We start from the raw sequence: 12,600 nt of genomic DNA on the forward strand, positions 1-12,600 counted from the left end.
TGGTTTCGCCCCTACAATACAGGATGCGAACGGGCACGAACGGATACATGGCCAAAAACTCCATCGTAACCGGCGACAAGTTCGACCTTGCCTTCCCGAGCATCGACAATGCCTTGGGCGATCTCCGGCGTTGTCGCGCTTTCAAGATCGGAAACGGTCGGACCAAGCAGAACCGAAAACTCCGAACCGAACGCTTTGACCAGCTTCGCGTATTCGGCTTTAACCGCGGCATTCGCAACCATAACGCCCAAAACATCGGCGATTATCTCCTGCAACGGCACCAAGTTTTTGTAAGGTATCGCGCCTGCCGGTTTGTATCCCTCGGACTCTGTCGCCAATTCTTGGATACGGCTCAAAACTCCGATTGTCAGCGGCCGGTTGCATTTTGGACAAAGACCGTTTGTTTTCATCGACTCCCGGGGCGTCAACGACATACCGCAAGACCGATGGCCGTCCAAATGATATTTCCCCTCCTCGGGAAAAAATTCAATCGTGTATAAAAATTTTTTGGCGTCTTTTTCTTTTATGGCTTTCATTATTTCAAAATAGTCCGGCGCGCAGTCAAAAATATTCACCTCCCTTCCGATTTTTTCCGGCGAATGCGCGTCGGAATTCGACAACAAACAAACATTCCGTCCGTCCGGAATCCGCCAAAGCATTGCCGGATCCGCGGACAATCCGGTCTCGATGGCGTAAATATATTTCGCGTGATCGCCAAAACATTCTTCCAGCGAATCGAACCCGGATTTGGACCCGAAAACGCCAAACCACGGCGTCATCGCGTGCGCCGGGATCACCATACAATCCGGCGACGCGTCCAAAACCATTCTAGCCAGTTCCCGCGCGTCCAATCCAAGTATCGGACGGCCGTCCGCCGTCAAATTGCCGACCTTGGCCAATCTTGAATTGATGGTTTCGACAACTTCAAACGACGGCGCGAAAATCACAATGTGCACCTTGCGAACCCGATTGCCTTTGGAATAGATACAGCTGATTTCCGCGGTTAACAAAAAACGCGTGCCGCTCTTTGAATTTTTTAACGCGAAAAGACCCCGCTCCGCGTGGTCCAACAGTTCCTGTAATTCGGCAAACCACGCCGGATGGGTAAAATCGCCCGTACCCATCACTTTTATTCCCTTGACTCTGGCCCATTGGTCAAGCGAAACGATATTCATCCGAGGCGAAGTGGCGCGCGAATAATGCGAATGAATGTGCAAATCCGCGGCAAAACGCATATTATTTATGGAAAAATTTTATCTCCAGCATCCCGAAAATTATAAACACGAAGAGCATAAAAGCGGTCACCGATATCGCCAGAAAGTAATTCTGCAACCCCACCGCCACGCCGATGGCCGAAACCACCAGCAAGCCCGCGGCAGTCGTCAAACCTTCAATGCCGCCTTTGTCCCCTTTAAAAATCAGACCCGCGCCGATAAAACCGATGCCCGTGGTGATCGCCTGGATAACGCGCGGCAAATCGATCGGCGCGAAACCATCTGTTGCGTAAAGACTCATCGCCAGCATCGTGAACGCGCACGCGCTCAACCCCACCAGGCTGTAGGTCTGCAAACCCGCGCCCTTTTTTTTGGTTTCCCGCTCCAAGCCGATCAACCCGCAAAGCGCGATCGTAATCGCCAGCTGGGACAATGGTTGTAATTCAATAAACATATTTTTATAAATTATCTTGAATTACGAAACGCTTTGTATTTGGGGTCTATCCCTATGCTGCCCGTCCCGAGTATTCCCGAGGGATAATCGCAAGGGTTAGACCCCTTCAAAGCATTTGAATTTAATGGTTTCGCAATTCAAAAAAATTAAGTCCTTGCGTCGGGGTATCAATTTATGGCAATTCCAATTTTGCTTTTCTCTTTTCTTTTTCGACCAGATCAATCATCTTTTGCACCAATAAAATCGGATCTCTTTCGTAAACTATCTTCTTGATGCCGCGGTATGTGCCTTTCACCAATTCGCGGATTTTGTCCGCCGTGCCGCCCGAACCTTCCAGCACGCCGATCGGCTTTTTGCACTCAACCGCCGTGGTAAATTCGTGCAATGTTCCCATCCGACCGCAGACGATAATTATCGCGTCCGCGGATTTGGTCATAATTATATCCCGGCCGGAATAATCCGCCCCGGTATAAACCATCACATCGAAAACATCCATCGGCAAACGGTAACGCTTGATATGTTCCACTTCGGACCCCGCCGGCGAAAACCCGACATTGAACCCGCCTTCCTGTTTGCATCCTTGGGCGGAAAAATAAGGCACGCCGGTAGTGGCTCCCGAAACCAAAACGCAATGAGTCCGGGCGATTTCTTTGCCGATTTCTTTTGACAGCAAAATGATATTATCGCAACAATGGCTGATTTCCGCCGCGCCCGATACCGCGATTTTGTATTGCATATTAAAAATTTAAAGCTAAAAGCGAAAAACTTAAAGCATAACTAATAATCCATTCTAACAAAGAATAACGCCTTAAACAACTAAAAAACACCGATGCATTCGGTGCCTTTTAGTTGAGGGGAGCGATCCCTCGCGGAATCAGTCAAGCTATATAGTGCAATCTGGCAGAGACTGCGCGGCCCGCACTCAACCTCCTCCGCTGAAGAATCTTCTGCCTGTATTGGGTAAAAACCCTCATCCCCTCGCCTTCTTTTTAGCCGATTAAAAACCATTTGTCAAATTTTCAATTCACGAAATTTTTCCGCAACATTTTTTGTATTTCTTGCCGCTACCGCACGGACAAGGGTTGTTGCGGTCATATGAATTATTTTGGCTACCGTCGTTTTTTTGCCATTCATCAACTTTTTCCAACAATGAAGGCGCCACTTTCCAGCGGCCTCCGTCGTCGCAACGCAAACTGACGCTTTTTTGATTCAAACGCTCTATATTCCCAAACATTTTTCTTCCGCAATTCATAAAGCACACGCGATCGCCCGCGTTAAACCGCGTCATCGCGCCAAGCTGGCGCGCCCGTCCGAAAAGATTGATTTTGCCCACGATAAGCTTGTTGAGCTCAATCAGCTGGCTTTCATTCAACTCGTTTAACGTTTCGCGGTATTGATCGGGTAAATTGCTTGCCATACCGTTTTTTTAGCAAAATTTTTCGTATCGCGCCAGCACTTTTTTTGGATCGTGGAATTTTATTTCGCGAATATTGAATTTTGCCGGATCAAAATCCGATGGCTTTTCTATCCCGAGCCATTCCATCATATCTTCATGGCCGGGATTTTTGGTATTTTTTACCGCTTCTATCAGATCATAGTAGCCGCCGATTCCGCCGCAATCTTCCGGCGGCGCGGCCATTTCGCCGGAAATTATCGCCGGAATTTTAATTTTGCCGTCGTTTTCTAAAATTTTAACCGCTTCGATCTCGTGCATCCAGCTGTCGCCAAAATCGTATTCGTAATAGACTTTGGCGCCGATTTTTCCAAGATATTCTTTAATTTTGGCTTTACGCTCATCAACCACATCTTCGCCATCGTCGTATTCCGGATTTGGAATCGCGATCCGCGGATAGGGCGGCCTGGTATTATAAGGATCGACCGTAAAATATTGATGCAAATGGCTATCCTCCCAGCCAAGAACATCCTGAATCGCGACATTCAGCGCGAAAAAAGAATAATTTTCCGGCACGATGATTTCGCGCCAAATTTTGGGATCGGAACCGATCAAAATAATTCTTAATTGCAGCAGCCTGCCGTCCCCCGCGTTTTTTATTGAAAATTCGGTATTCCTGCGCCAAGTGCGCTTCCACCCGGATTCCCGAACAGATTTGATTTTATTCGATTTAACCATAATTGATTTTAAACATAACTAATATTTACTCCATCCGTTAATTACCTCTTGGAAATTTCGCGGTTTCTGGCTTTGCGCCTCCCAATCCTCTTGCTTGATATAAATCATTTGATATTTGGCGTTTTTCTGGTTAACATTCACATCCGCACACCATTGTTCAAGGCGTTTTATTTTCTCGATGTCGTCCAAATCCTCGCGCCCCTTTGTTTCCACGATACAATATTCTTTTGGCGATACCTTAACGATAAAATCGGGGTAATAATCAGAGATATTGCCATTGGCGTTTTTGTAATCAATCTTGAAGTGAACGGCAAAATAATTTTTCACATAAGAAATTATGTCCTCGCAATTTTCAAGAAAACCGGCAAATTCAAGCTCAAAGCGGCTATCGCCGACAACCTTATTGAATATGCTCTTTTGGGGCACAATGTACCCTTGATCCTTAACTACGAAAGGACGGCTTTTGCTAATCTTGATATAGTCGCGAATTTCGGCCTCGCCTTTATCAAGCACCGTCAGTTTATTGATTTCTTTCTTGAAAGTTTCAATAACGGCGCGGGTTGCTTCAATTTCAGAAAGATTGCGCAATGAATTCAAGTTTTCCAACTCAATCGGACTGTTGAATAAATAATTTTTGATAAATTCTTTAACTTTTCCATAAAGAATATCATAGCCGCTTATAAGGCGAAGCTCTTTCATAATTATCTGCGCAAAATAGCCGATAGCGCTTTGATAATTCGGAATAAAATTGCTGTCTAACTCTGTTTTATGGGCAATTTCACCGCTGGCAATATCGTGAAAAACGATTTCCCGCTTTTCCTCCTCGCTGAATTCTTTAATCTCGATTTTTTTATACTCAAAATTCACCGGCATTAATCCCGATAGATTTTTATATTCCCGGTAGATACGCGGCGTTAATACGGGAATCTCGATATCCAACTTTTCCATATCCTTCTTTAAGTTTTCCCGATCAATCTCAACCACTATCGGACACTTTGGCCCCGAACCTTCGCCCATTTGGCGATGTTCAAGCTCGACACCTTCGCTTTTAATCGATTCCACAAAATCCATGAAAGCATCTGTACCGACAACGCTCACAAATTCCGGTAAATCCGGGTCGCGATACATCCGGCGCAAACCACGGCCAAGCGTTTGCTCCGGCAAAATATTGCTTTTTGCCACATAAGCGCGAAGCCCGACAATTGTCGTTACATTTCGCACATCCCAGCCCTCTTTTAACATTAACACTGAAACAATCGCTTTGTGCGGGCTTTCCAAAGAATCGATCGCATTGGCAGCTTTCCGCAGCTCTTTCAACTCTTCTTCTTTCTTGCCCGTTGCGCTTTCCGAAATTTCACCATTGTCTTTCGTATGAATAACTAAAACCGCATCTTTCAAATCTTGATATGTGTTTTCAAGGTATTTGGCAACTTCATCGCAATTTTTCGTGTCATCGGTCATCACAAACAAAACTGCCTTTTTGCCAAGCTTTTTGTGTTCATCATAAACTTTCTTCCATTCTAAATATCCAAGATGAATATAATCTTTGTATTTTTCGGTGTAATTTGATGATTTGTGTTCCTGTAATTTTGCGCGACTGGCTGAATCAGGAAGCACCGGATGCTTTACCACATTTTGATGGATTGCCTCAACCAATGGATAATCGCTCACGGTTTGCACAAAAATCGACCCGTTGGTATGTTTCGGGGTAGCCGTAACATCAATTTGCAATGACAATGCGCCGCCTTTCATTTTTAAGCGGTTGTGGATATCGCCCACCGATTTAAACCAGCTCATCCGCGGATCGTGAATATGATGCGCTTCGTCGTTTAAAATCACCAGTCCGTCAACATTGCGAACAATATCGCCCAGATCAAGTTTAGATTCATTGGTCGCGCCCGCCGGTTTTTTACCCAAAAAATAATCAGCGGTGTTTGAATCGTCAAAGCTGGCGGCTTCGGTTGCGCCTTGATATACCCGATGAATATTTGTAAGAAATATATTGCCGGTTTTTCTAACCGTTCCGATTTCGTCCTGAATGTGAAGCGTCAACTGAAAATCATCGCGCCAATTCTGGCCGCAATAACCATTGTCTGGTAATATCGGATCCTGGAAAAAAATCTTTAATCCGTCAAAATCCGCGCGGATGCGATCAAGAACAATAATGTTCGGCGTAATGATTAAAAAATTGCGCGCCAAATCGGAATTTTGTTCGTATGTTTTGTGAAAATAACACCACGCCAGCATTAAGCTCAAAACCTTGGTTTTCCCCGCACCGGTGGCCATTTTAATCACATAGCGCGTCCAATCCTCATCAAACATTCCCGCGGAAACCGCGCCGGAACTATCGTAGCGAATAAGATCGTATTTATCCCTCGATTTAGCAACTTCATAAAGCCAGATCACGGTTTCCACCGCTTCGCGCTGGGCAAAATAATATCGGAAAAGCGACAATTTGCCGTCAATATTTTCAACCGGATGTTCGGTTAAAAACCACCAATTAAGCAACGCCTTGCTGGTTTCGCTTGCACCGTTATAACCGCCAACGCGCCACGCCGCTACCTTCTTACGCAACTCGGCAACCAACGGCGGCAACAGCTTTCCATAATCTTTGTCGCGCAAATTTTCATCCGCCGGAAACCACCGAATCGCCGGATCAAGAATTTCATAAGAATTTGTCGGAAAATTTTGATGTAATGCCATAAATTTCGTTGTACCAATAATTGTATCAATACTTTATTTGACAATTAACCAAATACTGATATGCTTAGGTTGTAGCCGCAAGGCTACCCTGCCCATGGATTTGGGTCCGATATCCAAACTCCGCCCTAAACAAGCGGGGAGTTTTTTTACAAAGGTAAAAACGCCATCAATTGCAAATAAACTTTTCATTTTGCACCTAAATCGACCTTAACCATCGTTATTTGTTTCTTCCTTGCGCAAATAAACTTCTTTCATCACCCATCGGCAATCTATATTTTACATTTCGCCTTGCACCCGTCCTTGGAATTATTGGCGTCAAAAGGCCCTGGCTAACCCATTTTCTAAATAATCTTGACACCTTTGAAGCATCATTGATATAGAGCAACTTTCGAGCCTCGACATTCGCGATGTATTTATTTCTATTTAAATAATCACAAACTTTATCCCATTCGCTCGGGGCTTTTTCGTTCAATAATATAACACGGACCGCATCTTGAATGCGAGGATACGTCAAGAAAATCGGCGGATACTTACTCGCCGCTTTCATTGTTTGGCGCATAGCTCGCACCCCCTCATTCTGATCAAGATTCGGCGGGTCGGGAAATTCCCGGAGATGCTTAACCAATAAATCATTTCTGTAACCATGTGCTCTTTCTATGCCGATGTTTGATGGCGTAATATTTAAAGGCAACAATCCCGGACTCTCGATTTCAACGCGATCTTCAAAAATTTTAATCTCTATGTCCCTTTTGGTATGATAATCGCGATGTATAATAGCATTAGTTATCGCTTCCTTAACCGCTCTTTCCGGTATCTGATAAGTGGTAACGAACCCCGATGGCACACGAATACCAGTCCGCAACAGCGTTAAAACATATTCATGGGTCTCGGTTATTTGTTTGGCAACCGGCCCGATAATGTTCTTTGGAGCCCCTATCAAATTCAAAGTTTCTTTTATCGTTTCCAAACTGCCCTCGTACTGAAAGACTCGGACAGCGCATTTGGTATCCAATAGATCATTGGGAAACTCCGCAAATAATAATACTGCCGCGCGCGTCGGATATAGCAAATCATCATTTCCTCTTCGAGCCAAGCCGGTTTTCTCTAAAACTATTTCAATGGGATCATCCGTTATCTCCCGCTTTTTGCGCCAAGAATCGTAAAACAGCGATTTTAAAAGCTTGAAATCAACCGAAACCAATTCTTTATCCGCCCGTTCAAATCCTTTAACATAGGCGAAATGAACCAATTCCTGCGGTGCAAGCAGTTTGTTGCCTTTTTCCAAACGAATGTATGCGTGGCCTTCGAATGACCTGAAACCATCCCCAACCTTGGGGATAAACAAAAGCCCAATTCTTGCATTTTTATTCGGAACTTCTATAAGTTTAGGCGGCCAGATACTGGAAATCGGCGGTGAAATTTTCCTTAATGACCTCCCTATCTCATCGTAAAGCTCAAGATTCTCTTCAATGCCGAAAATCCTATCCAATCCCTTCCGTTTGGTTTTCTGCGGATCATCAACGCCCAAGATTATCGTACCGCCATCGGTATTCGCCATCGCAACGATGGATTCTAATGTTTTATCGACACAATCATTTCTGCTTGCGCCAAGCCGTTTGAATTCCAGCGTTCGCGTTTCCGAAGGAATATTCAAGATATTTTCTATTAATTCTTTTTTTTCCATATCCTTGCTTCAATTATTTGACTGGCCAACTTGCGAACATTTTTCTCCTCAATTTTTCTGTTCATATTTCAGTCCTTATTTAAATACTGATTTAAATCCGTACTTCACCGATTTACAATCCCAGATAAAGAACTTCAAAAAATAACTCTGAAAAAACTTAACATAATATCGTATTATTTAGTTTCGCACTTTTCAATGATGCTCTCGGCTTTATTTTCGGCATTTATTTCGTTTTCGTCGATCCATTCATCTGCTTTAAATAATTTTCTAAAAAAATAAAAAGAAACAATTGCCCTATATAAAGTAATAAATATCGATTTTATCACATAAAAAGTAGAAATAACGGCAAGTAAAATAACCGCTATGCGAATATAGTCAGATTTAATCCCAAAAGTATCGTGGAATTCACCTGTGAAAATCGCAATCCATACTGAGATAATACCGACCAACAGTCCAGTATTTAACTTATTTTCAATTGCTTTTGCAAAATGGATTAACTCTAATTTAAGATCCGACTGATTGATATGCAAATTTTTTGATTGACGATAAATAGCAAGTTGGTCCTGTTCTGGCGGCACAAAAACGCTACCGATATCATGTGCTGAATGGTTGCGCCCTCGCTGTGTTTGTTTTGAAACATTTTTGCCCATCTATTTTATGTAAAAGGTGACCGATACCTTAAGAAATGTACTACTTGCGTCCAATGATTTCGCGTGAATAGAAAAAAAGATTTGCTTGCTGTCGATAGTATTAATAATTGGTATTTTTTTCGTAGTCCCTGCGCCCAGCGTATTGTCAAAATTGACTAACGATATTTTAACTATTTTATTAATACCATCTCCTTCTATTTTTATTGGCAATTGACCGTTTATGTTGCTGTCTTTTGTAAATAAAAATTCGAATGAAAAACCGGCAATTTTATCAATAACCAATTTGTTCTCGTATATATTAAAATCACCTGAATATAATATTTCATAATCGCCATCAAAAAATTTTATTTGCGATAAATCAATCATATTATTATATTTTAATCTCAATTATTTTCATCGTATCGTTACCGAAAATATCTACGACTTTTACCGCGATTTTGTGTTTCCCGGATTGCATTTCTTTGGCGACGCTCACCATTTCCAAGTTGCGGTCTTTTTTGGTGCGAAACGATTGCCATTCGTTTTCAAAGACGAAATCGCCGGTCCAAATTTCTTCAAATTCGGGAAGTTTGGCTTGGTGCGGATCAACCGTGCCGTCAATGTGCGGCTGGAGCGATTCTTTTTTCGGGACGCGGATAATTTCCTTTTTGCTTTCAAAGTCAAAATCAACCGCCCAATAATCAATCCAATCCGTCCATTCCTTTGTTAAATTTTCTCGCGTGGTTATTCCGTCTTTGTCTTTGGAAATTTTGATGATTTGGCCGTTTTCAACCAGCAATTTCTTGCCGCCGTTTTTTAAATTTTCCTCAACTTCCTTAATTGAATCCTGGTTATAGAAAACCGAAAAATCAGTCAGTTCAATCGAAACTAAATCGGCCTTGCCCCTCGTAGCTTTAGCGAAGTGGGGTTTTACTTCAATATACGAAACATCGTGGAATACCACTTGGTTTTTTTCAATCGCCCGTTTGTCAAAAACATCGCGCGGAATATATTTCAACGCCAAATCAATGCCCTTGCTTTTGGCAACTTCTTGGATATTCGGGAATAATCCCATTTCAAATTCAAACGCCAAAATATCGGCTTTGGTGATTTTCTTTTCCAAACATTCGCCGATCACTTCCTCAACAAAAAGCCGCGACACCAGCAAATTTATTGGCCCGATGGCCACCAAACGCGAGCTTTTCTTGCCGTGAAAAGTTTTAAATCCGTCAAACGCTTCGGCCTTATAGGCCGACAAAACCAAAGAAACAAATTCTTTTTCTTTTTGCGCGATTTGCTGTTGGATTTCCTCCTCGCGTAAATTAGGATTCACGCCGATATAATGCTGTCTTTCATACTTTCCAAGATTTAAAATCTCAAACGCCCGGAAATTCTTCCCATCTTTTTTCATCTGCCGCTGAACCCCGATCATCCGTTTGCGCGTGGTGTGAATCGCAAACTTCCCCAAATCCGACCCAATCCACTTCCGTCCCAATTTCTCCGCCGCCGCCAGCGTAGTCCCCGACCCGCTAAAAAAATCCGCCACAATATCATTCTCATTTGATGATGCTAAAATTATATTCTCTACAAGTTTAGACGGTTTTTGTGTGGGATAGTTAGTAAAATCCCCATCGTTTTTCATAATAATTGAAATATCCCATGTATCCTCAAGCCGTTTTCCTTCTTTCATATATGTTTTATATTCCTTTCCATCTCTATAAGTAATCTTATACCGTCCAAAATTATCTTCCTTATCAAAACGATTTATTGCCCCCTCCGAATAAGGTGTAAAAAGATGATTGAATATTGTATTCTCTGATTTTGAATAGCGAAGTATCGTATCATGTTTTCTTGAAAAATCCTTTTGAGGGGCCAAACTACCAGTATATTTCCAAACAATTTCATTTCTAAAATTCTCTTTATCAAAAATTTCATCCAAAACCAACCTCATATAACTATTTACTCGCCAATCGCAATGTACATAAATACTGCCATCGTCAGCCAACAAATCGCGCATCAGCGAGAGGCGTTCGTAAATCATCGCGATAAAACTGTCGGCACCTTTGCCCCAAGTGTCGCGATATGCCAATTCCTCCAAGACATTCGGTTTTTTGGTAAATTCCTCGTTACCAATTTCAATGTTCATTGAAAAATCCGCGCCCACATCAAACGGCGGGTCAATGTAAATCAGCTTAATGCCGCCTTGCGCTTCAATTTCCTGGCGCATTGGCCCGTTTTTCAAAGACGACAGAATCAATTTGTTGTCGCCCCAAATCAGCTTGTTCGTCCACCCCTTCAATTGCCGTCCGCGCGAATCAAAATCAAAAAGCGATCCTTGCAACCGCGCCTCCTTTTCACTCCGCGGCTCGTCAACCTGTTCAATCGTCTGAAACGGCAAAACCACATTGGTCACTTCATTTGTTTTTCCGTTCCACACCAATTCCACCTCGCGCTTATCCTCAAACAATAAAAACCGGTATTTATCCGGCAGCGGCCTCCCCGCCTCAATCAATTTAACAATATCCCGTTTTTCATTATCGGAAAGATTCATATTTTGTTTATGGCTGCATTTCTCTACACCTTAACTCTTTTACGATCATTTTTCAATTCCAAAATCCCAAACTCTACTCTCATTATAATGTCAAAAACCATGTCCGCAAAATAATTTTTCCTCTTTTGATACGCCAAAACATATAAAAATAGTGATCCCTCACCGGAGTGGCCAATGTTTGTAGTTTTCCGCCGCAAATTTTGCAAGGATTCACCTTGCCGATTACAGCAAGGAGAAACCTTGCAAAATTTGCTACCCCAGTGAAAGATTACTAAAAATACCCTTGACAAACCGCTACGAAAAGCTACAATCAGGGTATAAAAAGTCGGTAAATGTGCGGATAGCCATGGCCGATTTTTTTGTTTCTAAACGAGTATTTCAAAAATTCCGGGGTTGTTCTTATCGGCCATTTTTCTGTTTATCAGCCGCTTCATTATTGTTTGCACCTTGGTTGGCTTTTTGCAACCGCCGATTTTCATAGCATAAACGATATCCGCCATTATCGCCATACTGTCCGCCGTTTGTATATCAACATCGGCATTGAATTTATTCACCAAACTCAATGATGTAATTTTATTTCTATAATCCGCCCCCGTGATTCCTTCGGATGGCAACCCTATAGATTGCAATCTGTTATGCGCTTCTATTAAATATTTATCTTGATGCGAATCTGATTCCACGACAATTTTTCCGTTGTTTTCTCCAAGATATTTTTTCACGAATTCTTCCAAAATTTTGTTATAACTGCGCCGCAATATCGCGACATCATTCCATCCCAATTTTTTTGCCTTGTTCTTGTCCGTGATAACAAAAGCTGGCGACAGCTTATCGGAATTCAACAAAACGACAAATTCCGACCAGAATTTGATTTCCGTACTTTTATCTGTCAATATCGCAAACGGCCCCTTTTTTCGCAACATATCGCGACAATGAAACAATGTTTCTTCGTCGTTGAAAAACTTTTTCTTTAACTTTTTTATCGATTTATCAAATTCAAACTTGAAATTTTCGGGTAAAATCAAACCCGATAATACAAAATTTTTGGATGGATGATTGAAACTGGCCTTGCCAGTTTCGTCCAATGCCAACACTTTATAATCTTTCATAACTCTTATTATAATGTTGAAAATCGTGTTTACAAAATAATTTTCCCTTTTGCGATACATAAAAACATATAAAAATTTGACAATGTCCGGCATAACGGGTTATATAATAAGTGTAAGCGATTTGCTTA

General features: G+C 42.3%; 11 protein-coding genes. All 11 read right to left on the reverse strand.

Going from position 1 to position 12,600, the window contains the following annotated elements:
• Positions 1 to 11 precede the first annotated feature (11 nt).
• Positions 12 to 1,235: an endonuclease Q family protein gene (locus tag L7H18_04855; GenBank protein UMX47740.1), complete on the reverse strand. Its 1,224-nt coding sequence runs from the start codon at positions 1,233 to 1,235 to the stop codon at positions 12 to 14.
• Position 1,236: 1 nt separating this feature from the next.
• A complete protein-coding gene (locus L7H18_04860) occupies positions 1,237 to 1,668 on the reverse strand; it encodes an MgtC/SapB family protein (protein UMX47741.1) in 432 nt (143 codons plus the stop codon).
• Positions 1,669 to 1,840: 172 nt separating this feature from the next.
• A complete protein-coding gene (locus L7H18_04865) occupies positions 1,841 to 2,404 on the reverse strand; it encodes a hypothetical protein (GenBank protein ID UMX47742.1) in 564 nt (187 codons plus the stop codon).
• A 288-nt stretch (positions 2,405 to 2,692) separates the two neighbouring features.
• Positions 2,693 to 3,085 (reverse strand): SEC-C domain-containing protein, encoded by a 393-nt coding sequence (locus L7H18_04870; protein UMX47743.1) that lies wholly within the window; start codon positions 3,083 to 3,085, stop codon positions 2,693 to 2,695.
• Positions 3,086 to 3,094: 9 nt separating this feature from the next.
• Positions 3,095 to 3,799 carry a plasmid pRiA4b ORF-3 family protein gene (locus L7H18_04875; GenBank protein UMX47744.1) on the reverse strand — a complete coding sequence of 235 codons (705 nt, stop codon included), beginning with the start codon at positions 3,797 to 3,799 and terminating at the stop codon, positions 3,095 to 3,097.
• Between the two features lie 18 nt (positions 3,800 to 3,817).
• Entirely contained in the window at positions 3,818 to 6,502 is a 2,685-nt protein-coding gene (locus L7H18_04880; GenBank protein UMX47745.1) for a DEAD/DEAH box helicase family protein, read from the reverse strand.
• Positions 6,503 to 6,719: 217 nt separating this feature from the next.
• Positions 6,720 to 8,186, reverse strand: coding sequence for a putative DNA binding domain-containing protein (locus L7H18_04885; GenBank protein UMX47746.1), 1,467 nt, complete (start codon positions 8,184 to 8,186; stop codon positions 6,720 to 6,722).
• A gap of 173 nt (positions 8,187 to 8,359) precedes the next feature.
• On the reverse strand, positions 8,360 to 8,836 hold the full coding sequence (locus L7H18_04890) for a hypothetical protein (protein ID UMX47747.1): 477 nt from the start codon (positions 8,834 to 8,836) through the stop codon (positions 8,360 to 8,362).
• Positions 8,837 to 9,202, reverse strand: a complete 366-nt coding sequence (locus L7H18_04895) for a hypothetical protein (protein UMX47748.1) — start codon at positions 9,200 to 9,202, stop codon at positions 8,837 to 8,839. It abuts the gene before it with no gap.
• A 4-nt stretch (positions 9,203 to 9,206) separates the two neighbouring features.
• Complete coding sequence (locus L7H18_04900) at positions 9,207 to 11,366, reverse strand: site-specific DNA-methyltransferase (GenBank protein UMX47749.1); 2,160 nt, start codon at positions 11,364 to 11,366, stop codon at positions 9,207 to 9,209.
• A gap of 365 nt (positions 11,367 to 11,731) precedes the next feature.
• Positions 11,732 to 12,472: a hypothetical protein gene (locus tag L7H18_04905; protein UMX47750.1), complete on the reverse strand. Its 741-nt coding sequence runs from the start codon at positions 12,470 to 12,472 to the stop codon at positions 11,732 to 11,734.
• Between the last annotated feature and the right edge of the window lie 128 nt (positions 12,473 to 12,600).

Source organism: Candidatus Nealsonbacteria bacterium DGGOD1a (assembly GCA_022530585.1).
Lineage (GTDB): Bacteria > Patescibacteriota > Minisyncoccia > Minisyncoccales > UBA5738 > UBA5738.

Bases quoted from the DNA above. Each gene is read 5' to 3' on its own strand.
- L7H18_04855 (UMX47740.1), bottom strand. From the start codon at position 1,235: ATGCGTTTTGCCGCGGATTTGCACATTCATTCGCATTATTCGCGCGCC.
- L7H18_04860 (UMX47741.1), bottom strand. From the start codon at position 1,668: ATGTTTATTGAATTACAACCATTGTCCCAGCTGGCGATTACGATCGCG.
- L7H18_04865 (UMX47742.1), bottom strand. From the start codon at position 2,404: ATGCAATACAAAATCGCGGTATCGGGCGCGGCGGAAATCAGCCATTGT.
- L7H18_04870 (UMX47743.1), bottom strand. From the start codon at position 3,085: ATGGCAAGCAATTTACCCGATCAATACCGCGAAACGTTAAACGAGTTG.
- L7H18_04875 (UMX47744.1), bottom strand. From the start codon at position 3,799: ATGGTTAAATCGAATAAAATCAAATCTGTTCGGGAATCCGGGTGGAAG.
- L7H18_04880 (UMX47745.1), bottom strand. From the start codon at position 6,502: ATGGCATTACATCAAAATTTTCCGACAAATTCTTATGAAATTCTTGAT.
- L7H18_04885 (UMX47746.1), bottom strand. From the start codon at position 8,186: ATGGAAAAAAAAGAATTAATAGAAAATATCTTGAATATTCCTTCGGAA.
- L7H18_04890 (UMX47747.1), bottom strand. From the start codon at position 8,836: ATGGGCAAAAATGTTTCAAAACAAACACAGCGAGGGCGCAACCATTCA.
- L7H18_04895 (UMX47748.1), bottom strand. From the start codon at position 9,202: ATGATTGATTTATCGCAAATAAAATTTTTTGATGGCGATTATGAAATA.
- L7H18_04900 (UMX47749.1), bottom strand. From the start codon at position 11,366: ATGAATCTTTCCGATAATGAAAAACGGGATATTGTTAAATTGATTGAG.
- L7H18_04905 (UMX47750.1), bottom strand. From the start codon at position 12,472: ATGAAAGATTATAAAGTGTTGGCATTGGACGAAACTGGCAAGGCCAGT.